Raw genomic sequence first — 23,165 nt, 5'->3', positions numbered from 1 at the left:
CTCCCGTGGGCTAGAGGGTGTTGATGGACGCCGCGTGGGCGGTCCAGGGGTCGGTGACCGTCTTGGAGACGTGGACCCGCAGGTCCCAGCCGTTGCGGTCGGAGATCTCGTCGAGCTGGCTCGCGGCCAGCTCGCACCAGGGCCACTCGGTGGCCCAGTGCGCCGCGTCGAGCAGCGCGAGGGGGCTGTGGGCCACCGCCTCCGAGGCGGGATGGTGGCGCAGGTCGGCGGTCAGGAAGGCGTCGACGCCGGCCGCGCGGACCTGGTCGAAGAGGCTGTCGCCGGAGCCGCCGCTGACGGCGACCGTGCGGACGACGGCCTCGGGGTCGCCGGCCACCCGGATGCCCTGCGCGGTGGCGGGCAGCCGCTCGGCGGCACGGGCGGCCAGTTCGCGGACGGTGAGCGGGTGGTCCAGCTCGCAGACCCGGCCGAGGCCCCGGCGCCCGTGCGGGTCGGTGGGGTCCGGCACGAGGGGGCCTACGACCCTCAGGTCCAGGGCGGCGGCGAGGGCGTCGGAGACACCGGGGTCGGCGGTGTCGGCGTTGGTGTGGGCGACGTGCAGCGCGATGTCGTTCTTGATCAGCGTGTGCACGACCCGGCCCTTGAAGTGCGTGGCCGCGACCGTGGTCGTGCCGCGCAGATAGAGCGGATGGTGGGTGACCAGCAGGTCGGCGCCGAGCCGCACCGCCTCGTCGACGATCTCCCGCACGGGGTCGACGGCGAACAGCACCCGGGTGACCTCGCGGTCGGGGTCGCCCGCCACCGTGCCGACCGCGTCCCAGGACTCGGCCCGCTCTGCGGGCCACAGGTTCTCCAGCGCGGCGATGACTTCAGACAGACGGGGCACGGGCCAAGGCTACCTGGCTGTTCGACGGGGGTGTACCGCATGCGTCCGGTCTGGCCCCGCTCGGCACACCCGTCCCGGTTTCCTCGGGTGAATCGCTTCTGCGCCACCCGTATGTGTGAAGCGGGCCCGGGCGCCTCACACGCCTGTGCACACCAAAACTAGCGTCGTCGCCGGAGGTGACCGAACGATGACGGTCTGTGCTATCGAACCCCCGTCCACGGCCGGGGCCGACGGCGCGCCGGAGGCGGGATGCGTGATCACGGCGGACGGCGCGTACGCGGCCCGGCTCGCGCCCGCCGGTGACTGCTGGTTCCCGGAGCGGTGGACCCTGGACGGCCCGGAGCCCTACGCGGTGCCGCTGCCCGGCGGCCAGCCGGAGGAGCCCGGCACCCGAGTGCAGCCGATGGGGGACGGCCGGGTGCTGATCCACCGGCCGGCGGCCGGACGGCACATGTTCGCGCTGCTGTACCCGACCGGGCCCGGCACCGGCGAACTGCCGCTCGGCGCGGTGGAGTGCCCCGAGCCCGGCACCCGGCTCGCCCTGCTGCCGCCGGCGCCGGGAGGCGCCCGGGCGTACGCCCTCGCGACCGGGCCGCGCTCCAGCGTGGTGTGGCGGGTGGCGGGCGGGGCGTTCGGCCCGGAGCGGCTGGCCGAGCTGCCGGGGCGCTGCTCGGGCGGGGTCTGGCTGGACGGCGCCGGGCGGCTGCTGGCGCTGGACCGGGAGCTGGGCGGGCGCACCAAGACGGTCGTGGTGGACTTGGAGCGGGGCGTGGTCTCGCCGCTGCTGGAGATCGCGGACGACAGCGACGACCGGCTGCTGCTCGCCGACCTCGACAGCGGACTGCTGCTGATCTCCTCCGACGCGCCCTCACCCGGGCAAAAACGATTGGGCTGGGGCGTGCTGGGCAGCACCCTGCCGGTGCGGTTCCCCCGGTGCCTGCTGCTGCCGGACTGCGTGGTGACGCCGTTCGCGATCCAGCCGGGGCAGGTGCTGATGCCGGAGAACTGCGCGGTGGGCCTGCGCATCGACGGCGCGCGCGGCACCTGGGTGGGCACCTGGCGGCCGGCCGAACGCCGGGTCCGGCATCTGCCGGCGCCCGAGGGCTGGCTCGCGGGCGCCGGGGTGTGGACGCGGGACGGGGTGCTACGGCTGCCGTACGCGACGAGGACGACACCGTGCGGCGTGTCGGACCTGACGGCCCCACGGGGCGACACCCGGTCGCCGGAACCATCCGGCCGGGAAACCACGGCACGGCGACCGGAGCCGGCCCCGCAGCCGCCGGCATCCACGAAGCGACCGGCGTCCAGGCCCACCGCGCCGGCGGCGCCCGTACCGACGGGCCCGGTGACGGCGGCGCCGACGGTCCCGAGGACGGCCGCACCCGCAGGGCCCGGGACCGCCGTGCCTGCGGAGCACGGGGCGGCCGTGGCCATGGAGCCCCGGGCCGTGCCGCCGGTGGCCGGGGGCCCCGCTCGGGCGGAGTTCCGTACCGCCGTACCGACGGGCGCCGGCGTCCTCGTCGCGACGGAGAACTGGAGCCCCGACCCGCCGGAACTCCCGTCCGCCGCCGCGCCGTTGGCGCGGGCCGTCGGGCCGGTGACGATGCGGCCCGTGCCCTTGCGGGAGGCCCCTCTGGGGCGTCTTGTAACGAACTAGTGCCGGTCGGCGTGTACGCCTGGATTCGGCCCGTGGTGCGCCGGTTAGACTCGCTCGGCTGTACCGAAGATCATGTTGACGGGGTGAATACGTCCGATGAGCGACACCAGCACGACTGAGCAGCTGTCTGCCGGCTCTTCCGAGACCGCCGGCCGCGGTCGGCACCGGGGCCCGGTGGCGGCCCAGGAGAGGGAGACCGCTCCGCACGGCCGGCACCGCAAGCCGGTTCAGGAGAGGGCCGAGGCGGCTGCCTGACGGCAGTGAAGTGGAGGGGGCGTCCGACCGGGCGCCCCCTTTTTCTCTGCCCGCCGGCGGGAGTGGCGCCGTTCAGGTGTGCTCCACGACGGTGTCGGCGAGGACCGGCGCATCGTCCCGGTCCACGGCGCCGGCCTCCACTCGCACCCGTCCCGCCTCGCGCCACATGCGGATGCGCAGGGTCTCGCCCGGGAACACGACCCCGGCGAACCGGGTGTCGTAGCCGCGTACGCGGGTCACGTCCCCGTCGAGCAGCGTGTCCACGACCGCCTTGAGGGTCATGCCGTAGGTGCACAGCCCGTGCAGGATGGGCCGGTCGAATCCGGCGCGCCTGGCGAAGTCGGGGTCGGCGTGCAACGGGTTCCAGTCGCCGCAGAGGCGGTAGAGCAGGGCCTGGTCCTCACGGACGGGGCGCTCCACGATCCGGTCCGGGTCGCCGGCGGGCGGGCCGAGCCGGCCGGCCGGACCGCGGTCGCCGCCCCAGCCGCCCTCTCCGCGGACGAAGATCCGGGCCTCACTGGTCCACAGCGGGCCGTCGGCGTCGGCGGCCTCGGTGCGCATGACGAGGACGGCCGCCGTGCCCTTGTCGTACACGGCGGCGATCCGGCCGGTGGCGGTGGCGGTGCCCCGTACCGGGATCGGGCGGTGGACCTCGATGCTCTGCCCGCCGTGCAGGACGCGTGCCAGGTCGACGTCGATCCCCGGCATGGACAGCCCGCTGATCACCCCGGGCGAGCCGTTGCCCGCGACGGTGGCGAAACTCGGCAGGACGTGCAGCCGGGACTCCAGGGTGTAGCGCAGCTCGTCGGGGTCGGTGGCGGGACGCCCGGCGCCGATGCCGAGGTGGTAGAGCTGTACGTCCTTGTGGTCCCAGGTGATCTCACCGGCCCGGGGTCCGGCCGCGAGGGCCTGCGTGGCGTCGATGGGCATGGGGCTCCTGGAGCGGTGACGGTGACGGCCGGTCTAGAACGGGTTCCAGTCCGGCGCCCTCTGTATAGCCGAGCGCTCCGCACGTGTGAAGGCTCCCGGCGAGGCGTCGGTCCCGGGCGGCGGGCCGTGACATTCGTACTGTCCTTCTCCGTACATCCGCATCTGCCCGACGTGGTGTCCGGTTCCTTACATTCGCTACGTACGCTGTGCGTCCTGTCGCCGCACGGCGAGGACCAGGCGACCGGGGGGAGACGAAGATGACGGGGTGGTGCGGACCGCGGGACCGGTGGCGCACGGAGCGCGAGCGCTTCCGGGCCGCGCGGCGGACGCTGCGCGACGCCAGGAGGTCCGGCGTCGACCATCCGGGGCCGCCGCCCACCGGTTTCTCCCTGCTGCCCTGGCTGCTGCTGGGCATGGGGTCCATCTCCAATGTGATCCAGGGCGACACGCCGAACCCGTGGATCGGCGGCCTGGGCCTGCTGGCCTTCAACTCCCTCTACGTCCACGTCACCTTCCGTGCCTTCGACCGGGCCAAGCGGGAGTCGGTCTCCACCCGGGTGGCGCTGGGGCTGCTCGGCCTGGTCACCACGGGGCTCGCGCTCGGCTACGGCGGCAACTGGCTGATGTTCTTCCCGCTGCTGGGCCTGGCCACCGGCGCGATCCTGCGCGGACCCTGGCTGGGCCGGGCCGGGCTGCTGCTCACGCTGTACGCGGGGCTGATCTCCTGGCTGCGGGCCGGCTGGGACGAAGGCACCGGCATCGCCTATGCCACGTTCCTGTCCAGCATGGTGACCGCCGCGATCCTCGGTCTTTCGGAGGCGGTGCGGGAGCTGCGGGCCGCCCGCGAGGAGCTGGCCCGGCGGGCGGTGGAGAAGGAGCGGCTGCGCTTCTCCCGTGATCTGCACGACCTGCTCGGCCACACCCTTTCCGTGGTCGTGGTGAAGTCGGAGGCGGCCCGGCGGCTGGCCGCCCGCGACCTGGACGCGGCGCTGGCGCAGATCGCGGACATCGAGTCGGTGGGCCGGCAGGCGCTCACCGAGATCCGGGAGGCGGTGACCGGCTACCGCGAGGGCAGCCTCGCCACCGAGCTGGCCCGGGCCCGGTCGGCGCTGTCCGCGGCGAGCGTGCGGCCGGTGGTCCGCCAGTCCGGGACGCCGCTCGACCCGCAGACCGAGGCGCTGCTCGGCTGGGTGGTCCGCGAGGCGGTCACCAACGTCGTCCGCCACAGCGACGCCACCCGCTGCGAGATCACCGTGGACTCGGCCGCCGAACGAGTGCGGCTGACGGTGACGGACAACGGCACGGGTGCCTCCGGCGGTGGGGACGAGGGGCTCGCGTGTGGTGGCGGAGGCGTGGCCGGCGCGTCCGTCGGCGGCGGCGTGGAAGGTGTCTCCGGTGGTGGGGGCACAGGTGGTGGGCGTGAGGGGTTCGCCTCCGGTGGTGAGGTTCTGGGGATCGCCTCGGGTGGCTGGGGCGGGGGCGGCACGTGCGGCGGGGCTGAGGGCGCGCATGAGAGCGTGGGAGCCTTTCGGGGTGGAAGTGCGGGCGGTAACGGGCTGGTGGGGCTCACCGAGCGTCTCGCGGCGGTGGGCGGCTCGCTCACGGCCGGTCCCTCCGCCCGGGGCGGGTTCACGGTCGCGGCCGTCCTTCCCGTCGGCGCCGACGAGTTGACGCCTACGGGATGACACCGCGGGCCGCGGTGACGAGGCCCGTGCCCCCGTACCCTGGCCGCATGAGTGAGACCTCCGGGAAGCAGCGGTCCGTCCACCGTGTCCGGGTGTTGCTCGCCGAGGACCAGGGGATGATGCGCGGCGCGCTCGCCCTGTTGCTCGGGATGGAGGAGGACATCGAGGTCGTGGCCCAGCTGGGCTCGGGCGACGGGATCGTGGACGCCGCGGTCGAGCACCGCGCGGACGTGGCTCTGCTGGACATCGAACTGCCGGGGATGAGCGGCCTGGACGCGGCGGCCGAGCTGCGGACGCGGGCGCCCGGGTGCCGGGTGCTGATCCTGACCACCTTCGGCCGGCCGGGTTATCTGCGCCGGGCCATGGAGGCCGGCGCGGCCGGTTTCCTCGTCAAGGACGGGCCGGTGGAGGAGCTGGCCGCGGCGATCCGGCGGGTGCTCGCCGGGGAGACGGTGATCGATCCGGCGCTGGCCGCCGCCGCGCTCGGCGCCGGACCCAATCCGCTGACCCCGCGTGAGTGCGAGGTGCTGAAGGCGTCGGTGGACGGAGCGACCGTCGCCGACATCGCGGCGCGGCTGACCCTGTCCGAGTCGACCATCCGCAACTACCTCTCCTCCGCGATCGGCAAGACCGGCACCCGCAACCGGGCCGAGGCGGTGCGCGAGGCCCGGCAGCAGGGGTGGCTGTGAGGGGGTGAGCGCGGCCCCTGCCGTGGCGGCGCCTCCTACTGGATCACCTCCGCAGCCTTGACGCCCTCCCCTTCCGGAGCCAGGCAGAGGAACCACTTGCCCGGAGCCCCGGCGGCCCTCACCGGCAGGTCCACGGTGCTGCCGCCCTCCTTCCACGTGCACTTGACCTGCTGCGCGGTCGCGGCGACCCGGCCCACCGCGAGACGGCCGGGACCCGTGGCGCCCTCCTTCCCCAGCGGCACCGCGCCGAGCGAGACGTCCCGGCCCGACACGCGGTCCCACTCCTCGAAGGTGTCGAAGACGAGCACCCTCGGGTGGCGGTCGCCGCCGAGGTACAGGCTCGTGTAGTACGACGTCCGGTTGACCAGGCCGGCGGCTCCGGGCGGCAGCACCGTCTGCGCGAACCCGAACCTGCGCATGGCCTCCAGCTGTCCGGCCGCCTCCGCCCGGTCGCGCGGCGCTCCCCATACGGTCAGCTCCACCCGCCAGTCCCCGCCCTGGTCCGTCCCGCTGCCCAACGAGGTGCGCTGCGGCCGGTACACATGGCGTGCCTCCGGCGTGGACGGTCCGGCGGCCACGTGCGTCCGCCGGTCGGCGCCGGGCAGCCCGGTCAGTGCCAGTGTCGCTCCCGTCGAGCCCGCCAGCACCAGGGTGGTGGCCGCCGCCACGGCCCAGCGCCGCGCCGTGCGCCGCCGCCGGCCGGCGCGGATGACCGCCTGGACCGGGGCTATGCCGATCTCGACCTCGTCCGCCGCGTCGGCGAGCAGGAGGGCGATGTCCGTCTGCGTCATGTCGTGCTTCTCCCGGTCCCCGCTCATCACTTCCGCCTCCCGTGCGTCACCGTCTCGGCCAGTGCCGGTATGGCGCGGAGCTTCGCGATGCCCTTGGCCGCGTTGCTCTTCACCGTGCCGACGGAGCAGCCCATGGCCTCCGCCGCCTGGGTCTCCGTCAGGTCCTCCCAATAGCGCAGGACCACCGCCTCGCGCTGCCGCGCGGGCAGTTGGGCGAGCGCCGTGAGCAGGGCGCCGCGGTCGTCGGCCTGCGCGATCCGGTCCCCCGTGTCGGCCACCTCGCGCACCAGGCCGGAGTCGTCCTTCGGCGCCAGGAACTCCCGGAGCCTCCTGCGGTGCCTGCGCGCGTGGGCGTTGATCATCACCCGCCGTACATACGCCTCCGGGTCGTCGGCGGCACCGACCCGGCGCCATGCCGTATAGACCTGTTCGAGCGTCGACTGGACCAGGTCCTCGGCGGCGTGCTGCTCCCCCGTGAGCAGAAATGCCGTACGCATCAACCGCGGCCAGCGGCCGACCATGAAGCTCTGGAACTCCTCGTCCCGAGCCTGCTTCCCGTCCCCCATGGGCACCTCCTAGATGTCTAAAGGAGTCCATGAGCCCTCCGGACCGTTGCCCCGCCCGCACAAACTGGAACGCGTTCCATCCACGGCCCGAACCGTGACGGACTGTCAGAAACCCATGGAACGGTCAAGATTTCGTTAGGGGCCCGAAGCAACGGAATAGTTGCCTGTGCATACGAGGTTTACCCGGCACTTATGACACGTGGAAGGCCTCACTCCATGACAGACACGACGACCGACCAGCCCACCCGGAAAGCGGGCGGCGCGGTGGTCCCGGTGCTCGCGTTCGCGGGCATCGTCGTCGCGGTGATGCAGACGCTGCTCGTGCCGGTCATCAAGGACCTGCCGCAGCTGCTGGACACCGCACCCAGCAACGCCACCTGGGTCCTCACCTCCACCCTGTTGTCGGGTGCCGTGGCCACTCCGATCATGGGCCGGCTCGGCGACCTCTACGGCAAGCGCCGGATGCTCGTCCTGAGCCTCTCCGTGATGGTGATCGGCGCCCTGGTCAGCGCGTTCACCAGCGAGCTGCTCACCATGATCGTCGGCCGTACCCTCCAGGGCTTCGCCATGGGCGCGATCCCGCTGGGCATCGGCCTGATGCGGGACATGCTGCCGCGCGAGCGGCTCGGCTCCGCGATGGCCCTGATGAGTTCCTCGATCGGCGTCGGCGGCGGCCTCGCGCTGCCCGCCGCGGCCCTGGTCGCCCAGCACACCGACTGGCACGCGCTGTTCTACGGCGCCGCCGGCCTCGGCGTGCTCGCCATCGCCCTCACCCTCCTCGTCGTACCCGAGTCCCCGATGCGCGCGCGGGGCTCCTTCGACCTGGTCGGCGCGCTGGGTCTGTCCACCGGTCTGGTGCTGCTCCTGCTGCCCATCACCAAGGGCAGCGACTGGGGCTGGTCGTCGGGCACGACGCTCGGCCTGTTCGCCGCGGCCGTCGTCGTCCTCGTCGTGTGGGGACTGTTCGAGCTGCGCGTCAAGGCGCCGCTGGTCGACCTGCGCACCACCGCCCGTCCGGCGGTCCTGTTCACCAACCTCGCGTCGATCATGGTCGGCGTGGCGTTCTACGTCGTCTCGCTCGTCCTGCCCCAGCTGCTCCAGCTGCCCACCGCCACCGGGTACGGCCTCGGCCAGTCGATGGTCGTCGCGGGCCTGTGCGTGGCCCCGCTGGGCCTGACGATGATGTTCACCGCTCCGGTGTACGCGCGGCTGTCCGCCCGCTACGGCCCCAAGGTCACCCTGATCACCGGCCTGCTGATCATCGCGATCGGCTACGGCGGCGGGCTCGGCCTGATGGACGCGGCCTGGCAGACGATCGTCACGTCCGTGATCCTCGGCGCGGGCATCGGCCTCGCCTACTCCTCGCTGCCCGCGCTGATCGTGGGCGCGGTCCCGGCGTCCGAGACCGGTGCGGCGAACGGGCTGAACACGCTGATGCGGTCCATCGGCACGTCGGTGTCGAGCGCCGTCGTCGGGATGGTGCTGGCCAACACCGCGGACAACGTGGGCGGGGTCGCGGTCCCGACCATGCACGGTTTCCGGGTGTCCTTCCTGATCGCCACCGCGGCGGTGGCCGTCGGTCTGCTGCTGGCGCTCTTCCTGCCGAAGAGCCCCCGGCCGGTGCAGCGGCACACGCAGCTGCGGGCGAGCAGCGAGGAGGACGCCGCGCTGGAGCGGGCCGAGGAGGTGCTGCGGGGCTTCCGGGGCCGGGTGCTGGGGGCCGACGGTGCTCCGGTGGCCCGGGCGAAGGTCACGCTGATCGACCGGCGCGGGCGGCAGGCGGGAGCGGCCGTCTCCGACGAGGAGGGGCGGTATGTGCTGGCCGTGCCGGCTCAGGGGGCGTATGTCCTCGCCGCGAAGGCCTCCGGCCATGGGCCGCTCGCCTCTTCCGCCACGCATTCCGGCGAGGAGCGGGCTGTCGACCTCGACCTCTCGCTGCCCGGGGAGGCTGTGAACGCATAGGGCTGCGCCTCTTACGGGACGTTGATCGCACCCCCTGTCACCCATGTGGCCGGGGGTGCGGCAGCATAAGCGGGGTTTGGACAGTCGTACGAGCGAAAGGCCGACATGCCTGCCCCCACCCCCAAGCCGGAGATCATGGCCGCGTTCGAGGCGGCCAAGGGGTTCATGCCCGTGGACGAGGGGCTGGCGCTGTACGCGGCCGCGGTGGAGGCGGGACGGCTCGGGCTGCCGTTGCTGGAGGTCGGGACCTACTGCGGGCGCTCCACGATCCTGCTGGCCGACGCGGCCCGGCAGGCCGGGGTCACCGCGCTGACCGTCGACCACCACCGGGGCAGCGAGGAGCAGCAGCCGGGCTGGGACTACCACGACCCGGAGACGGTCGATCCGGAGATCGGGCTGATGGACACGCTGCCGCTGTTCCGCCGGACCCTGCACCGCGCGGGCCTGGAGGAGCACGTGGTCGCCCTCGTCGGCCGCTCCCCGCAGATCGCGGCGCTCTGGAACTCCCCGCTCGGCCTCGTGTTCGTCGACGGCGGCCATACGGACGAACACGCCGGCGCCGACTACGAGGGCTGGGCGCCGCACGTCGCCGAGGGCGGCCTGCTGGTCGTCCACGACGTCTTCCCGCACCCCGAGGACGAGTTCACGGGCCAGGCGCCCTACCGGGTGTACCTGCGCGCCCTCGGTTCCGGGGCGTTCACCGAGGTCTCCGTCACCGGCTCGCTGCGCGTGCTGCGGCGAACGGGGGCGGGAATCTGAGGCCCCGGTTAAAGTCGCAGACGTGTCGTACACAGGTCCGGAATTCGATGCTTCCACGCCCCGTCGGCCCCGGCGCGGCCCGCTGACCGTGGCGCTCGCCGCGCTGGTGCCCGGCGCGCTGCTCGGCTGGGTGGTGTACGAGGCGCTGGGCGACGGGGGTTCGGGCGGTGAGGTCCGTACGGCCTCCTCCGCGTCGTCCGCGCCCGCCCCGGCGGCCTCCCCCGGCGGCGACGGCAAGGTGTCCGGGTCGACCGCCGCCCGGCCGGGCGGCTCCGGTGCGCTGCGCGGGAAGATCGTCGTCATCGACCCGGGGCACAACCCGGGCAACTTCCGGCACACCGCCGAGATCAACCGCCAAGTGGACATCGGCACGAACTCCAAGGAGTGCGACACCACCGGGACGTCCACGAACGACGGCTATACGGAGGCGCGGTTCACCGAGGACCTGGCGCACCGGCTGCGGACGCTGCTGGAGCGGCAGGGCGTCACGGTGAAGCTGACCCGTGACGGCGACAGCCCGGCCTGGGGGCCGTGCGTGGACGAGCGCGCCCGGATCGGCAACGCCGCGCACGCGGACGCGGCCATCTCGCTGCACGCCGACGGCTCCGAGCCCGGCAACCGGGGCTTCCACGTGATCCTGCCGGGGTCCGTGCACGCCGGTGCGGCGGACACCCGTCCCATCGTCGGGCCGTCCCACGAGCTGGGGGTGCGGGTCGCGGGCGACTACCTCCGCGAGACCGGTGAGCCGCCCGCCAACTACATCGGCGGCGGTACCGGTCTGGTCACGCGTACGGACCTGGGTGGTCTCAATCTGTCAACAGTTCCCAAGGTGTTCATCGAATGCGGCAACATGCGCGATGACACGGACGCGAGCCTGCTGACCAGCGGAACGTGGCGGCAGCGGGCGGCGCGAGGGATCTCCGAGGGAATCGTGAGTTTCCTGCGCGATTCGTGACCGGCGGCCGTAACCGGCCGGACAGCCCGATCTTGCGGACTGTAGTGTCTACCGACGACGAGACGACCTACGAAGGACCTGAAGTGAATATCCGCTCCCTCACTAGAGGCGACGGCGTGGTGATCGGAGCAGCGGTGGTGCTGTTCATCGCGTCGTTCCTCGACAACTACTCGTACGACGGGCTTCCCGACAGCGTCGACCTGCCGAACCTCTGGGAGAGCGGACCGGTCCTGTTCGGCGTCGTACTGGCGGGCATCATCGGCGCGGCGCTCATCGTCGTGAGCCGTGGCCTGTCGCAGCCGCGCAAGATCGCGGGTCTGGAACTCGGCGCGTTCGGCGTGGCGTTCGCGGTCTTCGCCGCGTGGAGCGCGCTGGGCAACGTCTTCGACCCGGTCGGCGGCCTGGACAACGTCGGCGGCGGTTCCGACAGTCAGGCGCCCGATGCCGGCACGGGGCTGATCCTGGCTCTGATCGCCACCCTGGTGATGGCCGCCGCCGCCGTCGCCACCCCGCTCGTCCCCGCGCTCCAGGCCTCCCTGGTCCCGGCCCCGAAGCCGCCCGCCCCGCAGCCCTACGGCGCCCAGCCGCCCGGTGGTTACGGCTACCCCGGCGCCCAGCCGCAGCAGCCCTACGGTGCCCAGCCGCAGCCGGGCCAGCCGTACGCGCAGCAGCCGCAGCCGGCCGCGCAGGCCGCCGCCCCGGCCGCGCAGCCCCCGGCCGCCGACTTCTCTCCCTTCTGGTTCGCCGTGCCGGTGACCCGTCCGCTGTTCGCGGAGGACGGCTCGGCCGGCCAGATCGCCGAACTGGCGCCGGGCACCTGGTACCTGGCCGTCGAGCAGCGCGGTGCCGCGCTCGTCGCGCAGACCCAGGACGGCCGTCGCGGCCTGCTCCAGGACACCTCCGGGATCCAGCGCGGCTGAGCCGGAATCTCCGTGGCGCAACGGCCCCCCGCCCTTCCGGGCGGGGGGCCGTTGCCGTTCAGACGCCACCCGGGCCGGAACCGACCTAGCCCTTCGACAGTTCGGCGGCCGAGGGCACCTGCTGCTTGACCGGGGCGCCGGCGCTGCTGCCCGCGTCCTTGATCTGGCCGATGATGTCGTCGAACGGGCCGACCGCGCTCTCGTCGCCCTTGCGGAGCTTGCCCGCGAGGCCCTTCAGGGACTCGATGCCGGCGCCCAGCGGAGCGAGGGCCTTGGAGAGCGTCGGGTCGCCCTGGGCGTTCTTCTGGGCGGCCTTGAGCCGGTTGTAGGCGAAGAGGCCGGCGACGCCCGCCTTGACCAGGGCCAGCCTGCGGCCCTTGGCGCCCTTCTTGAACTTGCCCGCCTTCCACGGCTTCACGATCCACTGGTAGGTGGCGCCGGCGGCGAGACCCGCGTTCGCCACGAACCGGGTCTTGGCGAACTTCTGGCGTTCGGCGGACGTGCTGGGGCTGGGGCTGTCGACGGCGGGCACGGCCTGGGCCTGGGCCTGGGCCGCCGAGGTGTCCTTCGTACTGCTCTGCTGGCTGCTTCCGCAGGCGGTGGCACCGGCCACCAGGGCGCAGCACAAGGTGAGCGCCACGAACAGGCGCCGTATCGGTACGGGCACGGGGTCCTCCCGACGTGTCCTCCCCGAGCGGTCTGGTTCCTCAGGCAGGTTCGCCCGGGACGCGGCCGCGCGCCACTCGGGGGACGCCGTCCGGGTCGGCTCGGGGGCGGCTCGGGGAAGCGTCGGGGCCGCGTCGGGGGTTACAGGAGCCGCACCGCGGCAATCCGGAGAGTATGTCCACTCGATATCGCAACGGTGCGAACCAGGCCGGGACGGTCGTCGCGGTCGTCGCCGACATCGCGGCGCTGATCCTCGGCCTGTGGATCCTGATGTACCTGCTGGACGCGAACCGGGGCAACGACCTGGTCCGGTTCGTGCACGATGCGGCCGCCTGGCTGGCCGGGTGGTCGCACGACCTGTTCACCTTCGACGAGGCATGGGCCCGCGTGGTCGCCGGCTACGGCCTGGCCGCCGTGGTCTATCTGTTCGTCGGCCACGCGATAGCCCGCCGGATACACCGGTACTGAGCGGTGTATCCGGTGCCGGTGCCGGCGCGGAGACCGGTCAGGCGCAGCAGTCCGGGTCCAGGCCGGACGGCAGGCGCTCGCCGCCGAAGACCGCGCAGGTGGCCTCGTGGCCGCCCAGCGCGGCCACGGCCAGCAGCAGCGAGCCCGCCGTCCAGGTGGTCAGCTCACGCGGCCAGATCGTGTCGTCCTCGAAGACGTAACCCGTCCAGTAGAGGCCGGACTCGGCGTCGCGCAGGTGCTGGATGGACTGGAGGATCTCCAGGGCCCGGTCGGACTCGCCCACCGCCCACAGGGCGAGCGCGAGTTCGCTGGACTCGCCGCCGGTCACCCAGGGGTTCGGGACCACGCAGCGCACGCCGAGGCCGGGCACGACGAACCGGTCCCAGCCCGCCTCGATCCGGGCCTTGGCCTCCGCGCCGGTCACGGCGCCGCCGAGGACCGGGTAGTACCAGTCCATCGAGTAGCGGTCCTTGTCCAGGAAGCGTTCGGGGTGGCGGCGGATCGCGTGCCGCAGCGCCCCGGCGGCCAGCTCCCAGTCCGGCTGCGGTTCCTCGCGCTGCTCGGCGATCGCGAGCGCGCAGCGCAGCGCGTGGTGGACGGAGGAGCTGCCGGTGAGCAGGGCGTCGGCGGTGGGCGTGCCGTCGTCCTCGCGGCGCCAGCCGATCTGCCCGCCGGGCTGCTGGAGCCGCAGCACCCACTCGACGGCGGCGTAGACGGCCGGCCACATCCGGTCCAGGAAGGTGTCGTCTCCCGTGGAGAGGTAGTGGTGCCAGACGCCGACGGCTATGTAGGCGACGAAGTTGGACTCGCGGGCACGGTCGGTGACGTCGTCGTGGGCGCCGTCGGCGTAGGCGGCGTACCAGGAGCCGTCCTCGTTCTGGTGCCGGGCCAGCCAGGTGTAGGCGCGCTCGGCGGCCTCGTGTTCGCCGGCCGCGTCCAGGGCCATGGCGGCCTCGGTGTGGTCCCAGGGGTCGAGGTGGTGGCCCCGGAACCACGGGATCGCGCCGTCCTCCCGCTGTCCGGCGAGGATGCCGGCGACGGTCGCGGCGGCCTGCCCGGCGGTGAGGACCCCGGGCAGGACGAGGTGTTCTGTCCGGGGAGTGGTCACCTGGCGTCCGCCTCTGCGGCGAGCGAGGGGAGGTGCGGCTTGGTCGCGTAGACCACGAAGCTCTTGCCGATCAGCGGATTGAGCGCCTGTTCGGCGAGCCGGGTGGCGAACGGCTTCTTCATGATGTCCCAGACGAGCAGCTTGTGGTACGCGCGCACCGGCAGCGCCTTGTCGTTGTCGACGCCGAAGGCGCACTTCAGCCACCAGTACGGGGCGTGCAGGGCGTGGGCGTGGTGGCTGCCGTAGGGCTTCAGGCCGGCCTCGCGGAGCTTGGCGGTCAGCTCGTCGGCCTTGTAGATGCGGATGTGGCCGCCCTCGACCTCGTGGTAGGCGTCGGACAGGGCCCAGCAGACCTTCTCGGGGCCGTAGCGCGGGACGGTGACGGCGATCCTGCCGCCGGGCCTGAGCACGCGGACCATCTCGGCGAGCACGCCCTTGTCGTCGGGGATGTGCTCCATCACCTCGGAGATGATGACGACGTCGAAGGACTCGTCGGGGAACGGCAGGGCGAGGGCGTCGCCCTCCATGGCGGTGGCGGTGGCGCCCTCGGGCGCCTCACCGGCCTCCTTCATCGCCGCGAACCACTTGGCGACCTCGCGGATCTCCTCGCCGTTCTGGTCCAGGGCCACGACCCGGGCGCCGCGCCGGTAGCACTCGAAGGCGTGCCGGCCGGCCCCGCAGCCGAGGTCCAGTACGCGGTCGCCCGGGGCGAGCGGGAACCGGGAGAAGTCGACGGTCAGCACGTGGCCCTGCTTTCGGAGGAGACGCTGGTGTCACTCGGCGAGGTCGCGGACGCGGCGCCGGTCGGGGCCGCGACGCTCGCGGGGGCCGCGGAGCGGCCGGGGACGGGGGCCGCGGCGGGAGTCGCTCCGCGCGGGCCGGTCCGAGCGTGGGAGAGGCCGCCCGGGGCGGAACCCGTCGAGGGCGCGGTGCGGGCGGCGCGGTCGACGGCCTCGCGGTAGTGGGCCACGGTGCCCTCCGCGGCGCGGGCCCAGGTGAAGTTCGCCAGCACCCGTTCCCGGCCCGCCCGGCCGAGCCGCGTGCGCAGGTCTCGGTCGCCGAGCAGCCGGTTCAGCGCGGTGGCCAGCGCGCCCGCGTCGCCGGGCGGTACGGCGAGGCAGGTCTCGCCGTCGCGGCCGGCGACCTCGGGGATCGCGCCGCCGGTGGTGGCGACGAGCGGGGTGCCGGTGGCCATGGCCTCGGCGGCGGGCAGCGAGAAGCCCTCGTAGAGGGAGGGCACGCAGGCCACCTCGGCGGAGCGGATCAGGTCGACCAGTTCGGCGTCGGAGATGCCCTTGACGAAGTCGACGGCGCCTTCGAGGCCGTAGCGCTCGACCGCCTGGGCGACCGGGCCCTCGGCCGGGCGCTTGCCGACGACGACGAGGTGGGCGCCGGGGTGCTCGGCGCGCACCTTGGCGAGCGCCTCCACGAGGAACACCAGTCCCTTGAGCGGCACGTCCGCACTGGAGGTGGTGACGATCCGGCCCGGCACCTCGGCGACGGCCGGATTCGGCGCGAACAGATCGGTGTCGGCGCCGATGTGGACGACGTGGACCCGGTCGCGGCGGACCCCGAGGTGGTCCACGATCTCCTGGCGGGAACTGCCGGAGACGGTGAGGACGGAGGGCAGCCGGCGGGCGACGCGCTTCTGCATCCGGGTGAAGGCGTACCAGCGGCGCACCGAGTAGCGGCGCTGCCAGGTCGGGGCCGCGTCCAGCTCCAGCTGCCGGTCCACGGTGATGGGGTGGTGGACCGTGGTGACGAGAGGGGCGCCGATGTCGCCCAGCAGGCCGTAGCCCAGGGTCTGGTTGTCGTGGACGACGTCGAACTCGCCGCGCCGGGCGCGCAGATGGCGGCGGGCGCGGAGCGAGAAGGTCAGCGGCTCGGGAAAGCCGCCGGTCCACATGGTGGCGACTTCGAGGGCGTCGATCCAGTCCCGGTACTCGTCCCGCTTCGGGGTGCGGAAGGGGTCGGGCTGGCGGTAGAGGTCGAGGCTCGGCAGCTCGGTGAGGGCGAGGTTCGGGTAGCCCTCGTCCAGCACGGGGTACGGCTGGGAGCCGATGACCTCCACCCGGTGGCCGAGACGGGCCAGTTCGCGCGAGAGGTGCCGGACGTAGACGCCCTGCCCGCCGCAGAACGGGTTCCCCTTGTAGGTGAGGAGCGCGATGTCGAGCGGTCGCTCGCCGTCAGCCGCGGGGTCCCGATCGGCACCCGCTTCCCGGGCCTCAGCGGTCACTCCGTGCCCCCTTCTGCCTGCACTGTCCCGCGAGACTACGACGGGACGCTAATCTAGAACAAGTTTCAGACTTGATCATCCAAGAGGCTCTGAATCTACCGGCAGGTAGGGGCGCTGTGAGCAGTGGATCAGGTGATTCGCGCCACGGCGCGCGGCCCTGCCACGCCGTCCGGCCACGAGCCCTGCCGACCCCCTCACCGACTGTCACGGAACGGGACCCATGCCTGCGGAAGCCAGCACCTCGCGCCCGGCCGCCCCACCCCTCACCGAGCGGCAGGAGGCCCGCCGCCGCAGGATCCTGCACGCCAGCGCGCAGCTCGCGGGCCGGGGCGGGTTCGACGCCGTGCAGATGCGCGAGGTGGCGGAGTCCTCGCAGGTGGCCCTGGGCACGCTGTACCGCTACTTCCCGTCCAAGGTGCATCTGCTGGTCGCCACCATGCAGGACCAGCTGGAGCACATGCACGGCACCCTGCGCAAGAAACCGCCGGCGGGCGACTCGGCCGCCGAGCGGGTCGCGGAGACCCTGATGCGCGCCTTCCGCGCCCTCCAGCGGGAGCCGCAGCTGGCCGACGCGATGGTCCGGGCGCTCACCTTCGCCGACCGCAGCGTCTCGCCCGAGGTCGACCAGGTCTCCCGGCAGACGACCGCGATCATCCTGGACGCGATGGGCCTGGAGCACCCCACTCCGGAGCAGCTGTCCGCGGTCCGGGTCATCGAGCACACCTGGCACTCGGCGTTGATCACCTGGCTGTCCGGCCGCGCCTCCATCGCCCAGGTGAGGGTCGACATCGAGACGGTGTGCCGCCTGATCGACCTGACGGACCCGGCCGCCGCGCGCCCCTGAGGGCCGGCGCCGAAAGAGCCACGGGCGCGAAAAGACTCCGCGCGAAAGACGGCCGGCGCGAAAGAAGCCGACCGGCGGGAAACGGCCGGTCGGCACGGAAGAACCTACGAGACGGGTTCCCTTCGCCGGTATGGCCCGGATCAGGTCATAGGGGTCGTCGTCCGGCATCGCTGCCTTCCGACCTCTCAGCCCTACCGTCGCTGTCGGCCCGGGCGGATGCTCTTCGCGTCTCGCCTGAGTCGGCTACTCCGGTCGGACTCCCTCACTCGCCCCGTAGGCTGCTTACAGGATATACCGGAGAATCGCTGACGGAACCACCCAATTCCGACCATTTGCCAACGGACGCAGCCCGGCCTCAGGCACCGACCGCCTTGCGCGTGAGGTAGCGGGTGCCGGTGAACACCATCCGCTTGAACGCCACCGCGGTGAACCCCTTGAGGTGGCCGTCCTTGAGCCGGTCGTCGGGATGGGTGAACTGGGCCACCGCGTCCTTGCGCCCGAGGCTGACGCACCGGGCCGCGTAGCGCAGCACGTACGGCTCCGGCTCGCGGCCCTCGGCGAGGCGGGCCAGGGCGTCGGCGGCGGCCCGGGCCTGCGGCGCGGCGGTCTGGCAGCCGAAACGGGCGCCGGCCACGCCCGCGCAGTCGCCCACGGCGAAGATCCGCGGGTCGGTGACGCTGCGCAGGCAGGCGTCCACGACGACCCGGCCGTCCGCGTCGACCTCCAGGCCGCTGCGCGCCGCGAGGTCGGGCACGCCCGCCACGATTCCCCACAGGGTCAGGCCGGACTCCAGCTCCCGCCCCGACCCGAGCCGCACCGTGCCCGCGGCGGCCTCCGCCACGACGTCGGCCACGACCTCCACCCGGAGCCGCTCCAGCGCGGCGAGCGCCCGCCGCCGCGCCCCGCCCGACAGGCAGTCGGCGGCCTCCGGAGCGACGAGCCGGACGCGCAGGTCGGGCCGGGCCTCGGCCACCTCGGTCGCGGTCTCGATGCCCGTCGCCCCGCCGCCGACGACCGTCACGGTGCTTCCGCCGGGCAGCGCGGCGAGTTCGGCCCGCGCCTGCTGCGCGCCCTCCCAGGTGCCGACCGGAACCGTGCCCGGCAGCGCCCGGACCGTGCTGCCGACGGCCAGGAAGAGGTGGTCGAACGCGAGGATCTCGCCGTCGTCCAGGACCGCCGTGCCGTCGCCGATCTTCTCCACGCTGCCGATCCGCACGGCGATGCCGGGCCGCAGCATCGCGCCGAGCGGCGTCGCCACCGCGCCCGTCCCGGCGACCTGCTGGTGCAGCCGGATGCGCTCGACGAACTCCGGACGCGCGTTGACCACCGTGACCTCGGCGTCCTTCACCTTCTTGGCCACCCGGTTCGCCGCGAACCCGCCCGCGTACCCGGCACCCACCACCACAACCTTCATTTCGGCCTCCCATCGGAGCAGTTCGTCACCCACGGGACGAGACAGGCCGGGCTTCCCGTGACACGACCGCCGTGTGAGCCGCGCCACAGGGACGAAGGGCGCCTGCTCCTCCGATCACCTCGGCGGTGCGGCGCGCCGGACCGGCTACCGGCTCCGGTCGCAGGAGGCCGCCCGCGCGGCGGCCCCCGCGCTCTCCACGTCCAGGGCGACCACGACGTCCCCGCCGTCCGGCCGGCCGCGCTCGGCGATCGCCGCGCCGATCAAGGCGAGTTCGGCGGCCCGGTCGCGCAGGACGTACTGCTCGCGGCTCTCCTCCCGCTGCTCCTCAAGAGCTCCGGTCTCCTCGCGCCGCCAGGCGGCCACCGCCGCGTCGGCCACGGCCCTCGGCAGCCGTACGTCGATCCGGGCGGCCCCGGCCCGTACGCACGCGCCGATCGCCGCGAGCACCTCCGCGTCCTCGCGGTACCTCGCGTATTCCTCTTCGGCAGCCATGGCGCGAGGCTAGCCGGGCCCCGCGGACCGGCACCACCGGACAGCTCCGGCACCGGCGGCGGCCCGACCGCCGGCCGGCCGGACGTGCGCCGCCTGGTACGGCCGGGCGGAGCCGGTGCCGGGCGGTGACGCCACCGGCTCCTCGCACCGCCGCGTGGCGTCGGCGCGCGTCAGGCCGGAGCCCCCAGATCCCGTGCGTCGAGGCCCTCCGCGGCGAGGGCCTGCCGGTGGAAGCGCTCTATCGCCGCCTCGTGGGTGCGCAGCGCGTGCGAGACGTTCTGCAGTTCGCTGTCGGGGACGCAGGGGAACCCGGCGCTCCCGTCCTCGGGCCGCAGGCCGGGCCGGTCGTCGGGCGCGTGCAGCGCCGCCGCGGCGAACCGCAGGTCCACCGCCCCCGCGATGCCCCGCGCGACGGACTCCGGGTAGCCCGCCGCCGTCGCCGCGCACCGGGTCCGCTCCCGCCGGGACTCGCTCAGGTACGGGCCCAGCTTGAGCAGGCCGTCGTTGATGGTGGCCCGGCGCAACTCCAGGCGCAGGGCGGCGCCGCTGACCCGGCCGACGGCGGGCGCGGCGGGCGGCGTGATGGTCAGCATGGTCTGCCACAGCGGCTTCAGGCGCCGGTGGTCGCGGACCAGCCGGCGCCGCTCCGCCAGCAGCGGTCCGGCCTGGCCGACGATGAAGGCCACGGCCACCAGCCCCGCCTCGGCAATGGCGAACGGCGGGGCCGCGTAGGTCGACAGCCAGTCCCAGTCCCGGCCGCTCCACCGGCCGGCGACGGCCGCGAGCTTGGCGACGTCGAAGAGCAGCCCGAGGGCGTAGGCCTCCTGGAGGAAGATCACCGCCCGGCGCAGCCAGGTGTCCTCGACCTCCCGGTACCAGGCGCGCAGCAGACCGGCGGCGACCAGCGCGGAAGCGGTGTGGGCGACGACGTAGAGCAGGATGAACTCGCGCATCCACGGCGTGCCGGCGTAGTAGGTGTCGAGGTCGCGCAGCCGTTCCACACGGTGGTCGCCGAGCAGGAACGTCGTGCACAGTCCGGCGATGACGGCGGCGTACGCCACCCCGACCTGGCGGGTGCGCCGGCGGCGCGCGGCGGACGGCGGTTCCCGCCAGGTGATGATCAGCCACAGGCAGGCGCCGCAGTAGGCGGTGGCGAGGGAACACACCCACAGGGCGGCGAAGTTGGGGACGCCGGTGAGGACGTTGATGCGGTGCAGGTTGGCCGGCGGCAGCGAGACGAAGACGAGCGTGCCGATGCCGAGCAGCACGGCGGTGGCCCGCAGGATCGGGTCCTGCCAGGCGCGCCGCAGCAGCGGCAGCTTGATCACGAAGGCGACGGCGAACAGGGCGGCCGGGACGGCGTAGGCGACCCAGGAACCGGAGATGTCCCAGCGCATCAGGGGCCGCCGATGTTGCCCAGCGAGGAGGACAGCCGGTCGGTGAGGGTGTCCTGGGTCATCCGGCCGGCCGCGCCCGGCCCGACGACCTTCGAGAACTTCGCCGCGAGGCGCAGCCCCCACTCCTCGGCCTCCCACTCGGCCTCGGCCGCCTCGGCCGCGGGCGAGCGGGTGGCCATGGCGACCACCCGGTCCCACGGAATGTCGTCGTCGGCGCGGGAGAGCAGCCGGCGGGCGGCGGCGGGCAGTCCGGTGGCGTAGTGGACGTCGAGGGTGCCGTGGTGGATGTGGCCGATCTCGTGGCCGGCGATGACGAACTTGTGCGGGTCCGGGGCGCGTTCCTCGACCACGACGATGTAGTCCTCCTCGCGGGCGAGGGTGATCCCGGAGATGTCCAGGCCCTGCGGGAAGGCGACGAAACGCAGCTTGACCGGTCGGTCCAGGCGGGGGCTGAGGGTGGCGCACAGCGCGTGCAGGAACGCCTCGGGAGTGGTCGGCGGGGTGAGGGTGCGGACCGTCTCGCGCACGAGCCGGTCCAGGAAGCGCTTGGGAGAGCCGAAGGGCCGCAGGGACGCCGCCGACCTCAGGGTCCGCGCCGTCCACGGGGTCTTGGCGGACTGTTCAGGCACGCCCGCTGTCCCCCGCCCGCTCCGAGGCGATGATCATCTCGGCCAGGTCGGCCAGGGTGGCGAGCTGCCGGGCGTTCATCTGCGGGGCCCGGGCGGCGAGCCGGATCAGGCCGCTCTCGCGCAGCCGCAGCAGCGGGTCGGCCTCGGCCTCCAGGCTCTGGAGCACCGGTTGCAGCGCCTCGAACAGCGCCTCCGGTTCGTCGGCCGTGAAGAAGCCGGCGGGCAGGCCGAAGAAGCGGCGCAGCCGGTCGGCGTGTTCCAGGCTGGGCATGCCGCTCTTGCGCCACTCGCTCAGCCACTGCCTGCTGGTTCCGGCGATCCGGGCCAGTTCGTCCAGCGAGTACCGCTTGCCGTCCGGGCGGCGCCGGGTCTCCCGGATGAAGTCCAGCCGCTGGCGCACCCGGTGGGCGAGGTCGGTCTCGCCGGCCCGGCCGCCGGAGAGGAGGTCGACGACGACGCCCACGGGAATGCCGGTGCGGTAGGAGAGGCCGGCCACGTCCAGGGCCTCCGGCAGGCGGCCGGGCCGTCCGGTCAGCTCGCCGAGCCGGTCCAGCACTTCGGCCAGCGCGACGTAGGCGTCACTCACCGAGTCCCCCCTGCGTGTCTTTCCGTTCGCCGGCTGCGCGCGAGGCTACTAGCTTGCCTCCTCGGCGACCAGATCTGACAAGGCTCCCTGCCTAATTACGCAGCTATCGTTGACAGTCCGAGGCGCGGTGGGTGAGGATCACTGCACGGAGAGCAAGATCCGACCCGCCTCGGGTGCCGCCTATGGGGGAGCGGCACCCGGGGCGCTCCTGATCGCCTTCGCCCCGAGGAAGGTCCAGGCCCATGGCCCAGCCCGTCGTGCTCCTCGGGGCCGGCCGGGACGTCTGCGGCGAGTTCCCGCTGGCGCGCGTCGCCGCCGCCCACCCGGTCCTCCTGGTCGACCCGTCCCCGCCCGCTTCCTGGGCCCGCCCGTATCTGGCCGCGCACCTGGCGGCGGACCCGGCCGAGGAGGGGACGGCCGGGGCGTTACGGGGACATCCGGTCGGCGGCGTACTGACCTGGTCCTCGCGGTACCTGCCCGCGGCCGCGTGCCTCGCCGCCCGGCTGGGCTTACCGGGCCTGCCGTACGAGACGGCCGTGACCTGCGCCGATCCGCCGGCGTTACGAGCCCTGCTGGACCGGCACCGGGTGCCGACGGCGGGCCCGGGGGACACCGGGGAGGAGGTGGTGTCGGCCGAGACCGTCGTCCTGGACGACGAGGTCCGCATCGTCGCGCTGACCCGTACGACCCCGGGCCCGCCGCCCGCCCGCCGCCCGCTGCGGCACAGCGTCCACGCCCACGACGGCCTGTTGCACAACCGCTTCCTGCGCCAGTGCGTGGAACGGGCCGTACGCGCCCTCGGACTGACCCACACCGTCGCGCACATCACGGTACGGCTGACCGCGCGCGGCCCCCGCGTCCTGGACGTCGTCCCGCATCCGCCCGGCGACCTGATCCCGCTGCTGGTGGAACGGGCCACCGGCGTCGATCTGGCCGGGGCCGCCGCGACGCTGGCCACCGGCGGGCTCCCGGACGTCACGCCGACCCGGCAGCGGGCGGCGGCCGTCCAGTTCGCCTATCCGGCCGTGACCGGCCGCCTCACCCACCTGTGCCTGGACCCCGCCGCCGCGCACGAGCCGTCCGCCGAGCGCATGGTCCTCACCGCCCGCGCCGGCGCCCCGGTGACGGCGGCCCCGCACGCCGGCCCCGCCGACCGCCTCGCCCACTGGGTGGCCACGGCCGACACCCCGGCCCAGTGCGTCCGCACCCTGCGCGCCATGGCCCGTCACCTCACGGCCACGGTCCACCCGGCGCCCCGCACCCACGCGGCCTAGGGACTGTCTGACCATTCGCGTCGCGCGGCAGACGG

The 23,165-nt window shown here is 73.7% G+C and carries 23 protein-coding genes; 10 read left to right on the top strand and 13 right to left on the bottom strand.

The features are described 5' to 3' along the window. Window positions 1-10: 10 nt before the first annotated feature. On the bottom strand, window positions 11-847 hold the full coding sequence (locus SCK26_RS26395; protein WP_318203816.1) for a Nif3-like dinuclear metal center hexameric protein: 837 nt from the start codon (window positions 845-847) through the stop codon (window positions 11-13). A 187-nt stretch (window positions 848-1,034) separates the two neighbouring features. Here SCK26_RS26395 and SCK26_RS26390 point away from each other — a divergent pair, with 187 nt between their 5' ends. Beyond that, window positions 1,035-2,504 carry a hypothetical protein gene (locus SCK26_RS26390; protein ID WP_318203815.1) on the top strand — a complete coding sequence of 490 codons (1,470 nt, stop codon included), beginning with the start codon at window positions 1,035-1,037 and terminating at the stop codon, window positions 2,502-2,504. Window positions 2,505-2,831: 327 nt separating this feature from the next. Here SCK26_RS26390 and SCK26_RS26385 read toward each other — a convergent pair whose 3' ends face one another. Beyond that, window positions 2,832-3,689, bottom strand: coding sequence for a MaoC/PaaZ C-terminal domain-containing protein (locus SCK26_RS26385; protein WP_318203814.1), 858 nt, complete (start codon window positions 3,687-3,689; stop codon window positions 2,832-2,834). Between the two features lie 257 nt (window positions 3,690-3,946). Here SCK26_RS26385 and SCK26_RS26380 point away from each other — a divergent pair, with 257 nt between their 5' ends. Next, window positions 3,947-5,374, top strand: coding sequence for a sensor histidine kinase (locus tag SCK26_RS26380; protein WP_318203813.1), 1,428 nt, complete (start codon window positions 3,947-3,949; stop codon window positions 5,372-5,374). A 47-nt stretch (window positions 5,375-5,421) separates the two neighbouring features. Next, the gene (locus SCK26_RS26375; RefSeq protein WP_318203812.1) at window positions 5,422-6,063 is read left to right on the top strand and encodes a response regulator transcription factor; all 642 of its coding nucleotides are present in this window, start codon (window positions 5,422-5,424) and stop codon (window positions 6,061-6,063) included. Window positions 6,064-6,098: 35 nt separating this feature from the next. Here the strand turns inward: SCK26_RS26375 and SCK26_RS26370 are convergent, their stop codons facing one another. Then, entirely contained in the window at window positions 6,099-6,854 is a 756-nt protein-coding gene (locus SCK26_RS26370) for a hypothetical protein (RefSeq protein WP_318203811.1), read from the bottom strand. A 26-nt stretch (window positions 6,855-6,880) separates the two neighbouring features. Beyond that, entirely contained in the window at window positions 6,881-7,420 is a 540-nt protein-coding gene (locus SCK26_RS26365; RefSeq protein ID WP_318203810.1) for a SigE family RNA polymerase sigma factor, read from the bottom strand. Window positions 7,421-7,636: 216 nt separating this feature from the next. Here SCK26_RS26365 and SCK26_RS26360 point away from each other — a divergent pair, with 216 nt between their 5' ends. The 4 genes from SCK26_RS26360 (at window position 7,637) to SCK26_RS26345 (ending at window position 12,016) form a co-directional block, all read left to right on the top strand. After that, entirely contained in the window at window positions 7,637-9,382 is a 1,746-nt protein-coding gene (locus SCK26_RS26360) for an MFS transporter (protein ID WP_318203809.1), read from the top strand. Window positions 9,383-9,487: 105 nt separating this feature from the next. Beyond that, on the top strand, window positions 9,488-10,141 hold the full coding sequence (locus tag SCK26_RS26355; protein WP_318203808.1) for a class I SAM-dependent methyltransferase: 654 nt from the start codon (window positions 9,488-9,490) through the stop codon (window positions 10,139-10,141). 22 nt (window positions 10,142-10,163) lie between these two features. Beyond that, window positions 10,164-11,096, top strand: coding sequence for an N-acetylmuramoyl-L-alanine amidase (locus tag SCK26_RS26350; protein WP_318203807.1), 933 nt, complete (start codon window positions 10,164-10,166; stop codon window positions 11,094-11,096). Between the two features lie 83 nt (window positions 11,097-11,179). Further along, window positions 11,180-12,016 (top strand): DUF5336 domain-containing protein, encoded by an 837-nt coding sequence (locus SCK26_RS26345; protein WP_318203806.1) that lies wholly within the window; start codon window positions 11,180-11,182, stop codon window positions 12,014-12,016. 85 nt (window positions 12,017-12,101) lie between these two features. On the opposite strand, the gene SCK26_RS26340 is transcribed toward SCK26_RS26345, so the two are convergent. After that, window positions 12,102-12,683, bottom strand: a complete 582-nt coding sequence (locus tag SCK26_RS26340; protein ID WP_318203805.1) for a hypothetical protein — start codon at window positions 12,681-12,683, stop codon at window positions 12,102-12,104. A gap of 173 nt (window positions 12,684-12,856) precedes the next feature. Here SCK26_RS26340 and SCK26_RS26335 point away from each other — a divergent pair, with 173 nt between their 5' ends. Next, the gene (locus SCK26_RS26335; protein WP_318203804.1) at window positions 12,857-13,150 is read left to right on the top strand and encodes a hypothetical protein; all 294 of its coding nucleotides are present in this window, start codon (window positions 12,857-12,859) and stop codon (window positions 13,148-13,150) included. 37 nt (window positions 13,151-13,187) lie between these two features. Here SCK26_RS26335 and SCK26_RS26330 read toward each other — a convergent pair whose 3' ends face one another. Genes SCK26_RS26330 through SCK26_RS26320 form a run of 3 tightly spaced genes read right to left on the bottom strand, consistent with a single transcriptional unit; the run spans window position 13,188 to window position 16,494 of the window. Beyond that, window positions 13,188-14,258 (bottom strand): prenyltransferase/squalene oxidase repeat-containing protein, encoded by a 1,071-nt coding sequence (locus SCK26_RS26330; protein WP_318203803.1) that lies wholly within the window; start codon window positions 14,256-14,258, stop codon window positions 13,188-13,190. After that, window positions 14,255-15,001, bottom strand: a complete 747-nt coding sequence (locus SCK26_RS26325; protein ID WP_318203802.1) for a class I SAM-dependent methyltransferase — start codon at window positions 14,999-15,001, stop codon at window positions 14,255-14,257. The genes SCK26_RS26330 and SCK26_RS26325 overlap by 4 nt, the downstream gene beginning before the upstream one ends. Beyond that, window positions 14,995-16,494 carry a glycosyltransferase family 4 protein gene (locus SCK26_RS26320; protein WP_318203801.1) on the bottom strand — a complete coding sequence of 500 codons (1,500 nt, stop codon included), beginning with the start codon at window positions 16,492-16,494 and terminating at the stop codon, window positions 14,995-14,997. Before SCK26_RS26320 ends, SCK26_RS26325 begins: the two co-directional genes overlap by 7 nt. Before the next feature lie 220 nt (window positions 16,495-16,714). On the opposite strand from SCK26_RS26320, the gene SCK26_RS26315 reads away from it, so the two are divergent. Then, the gene (locus SCK26_RS26315) at window positions 16,715-17,338 is read left to right on the top strand and encodes a TetR family transcriptional regulator (protein WP_318203800.1); all 624 of its coding nucleotides are present in this window, start codon (window positions 16,715-16,717) and stop codon (window positions 17,336-17,338) included. Between the two features lie 355 nt (window positions 17,339-17,693). Here SCK26_RS26315 and SCK26_RS26310 read toward each other — a convergent pair whose 3' ends face one another. The 5 genes from SCK26_RS26310 to SCK26_RS26290 form a co-directional block, all read right to left on the bottom strand. Beyond that, window positions 17,694-18,752 carry an NAD(P)/FAD-dependent oxidoreductase gene (locus tag SCK26_RS26310; protein WP_318203799.1) on the bottom strand — a complete coding sequence of 353 codons (1,059 nt, stop codon included), beginning with the start codon at window positions 18,750-18,752 and terminating at the stop codon, window positions 17,694-17,696. A 144-nt stretch (window positions 18,753-18,896) separates the two neighbouring features. Continuing rightward, window positions 18,897-19,244 (bottom strand): hypothetical protein, encoded by a 348-nt coding sequence (locus SCK26_RS26305; RefSeq protein WP_318203798.1) that lies wholly within the window; start codon window positions 19,242-19,244, stop codon window positions 18,897-18,899. A 170-nt stretch (window positions 19,245-19,414) separates the two neighbouring features. Continuing rightward, window positions 19,415-20,641 carry an MAB_1171c family putative transporter gene (locus tag SCK26_RS26300; protein WP_318203797.1) on the bottom strand — a complete coding sequence of 409 codons (1,227 nt, stop codon included), beginning with the start codon at window positions 20,639-20,641 and terminating at the stop codon, window positions 19,415-19,417. Then, entirely contained in the window at window positions 20,641-21,270 is a 630-nt protein-coding gene (locus tag SCK26_RS26295; RefSeq protein WP_318203796.1) for a hypothetical protein, read from the bottom strand. Before SCK26_RS26295 ends, SCK26_RS26300 begins: the two co-directional genes overlap by 1 nt. Next, window positions 21,263-21,856, bottom strand: a complete 594-nt coding sequence (locus SCK26_RS26290; RefSeq protein ID WP_318203795.1) for a helix-turn-helix transcriptional regulator — start codon at window positions 21,854-21,856, stop codon at window positions 21,263-21,265. Before SCK26_RS26290 ends, SCK26_RS26295 begins: the two co-directional genes overlap by 8 nt. A gap of 242 nt (window positions 21,857-22,098) precedes the next feature. Between SCK26_RS26290 and SCK26_RS26285 the strand changes: the two genes are divergently transcribed. After that, a complete protein-coding gene (locus SCK26_RS26285) occupies window positions 22,099-23,130 on the top strand; it encodes a hypothetical protein (RefSeq protein ID WP_318203794.1) in 1,032 nt (343 codons plus the stop codon). Window positions 23,131-23,165 lie beyond the last annotated feature (35 nt).

Source organism: Streptomyces sp. SCL15-4, assembly GCF_033366695.1.
In the GTDB taxonomy this organism is placed as follows: domain Bacteria; phylum Actinomycetota; class Actinomycetes; order Streptomycetales; family Streptomycetaceae; genus Streptomyces.
This window is presented reverse-complemented; position numbering and strand designations above follow the sequence as displayed.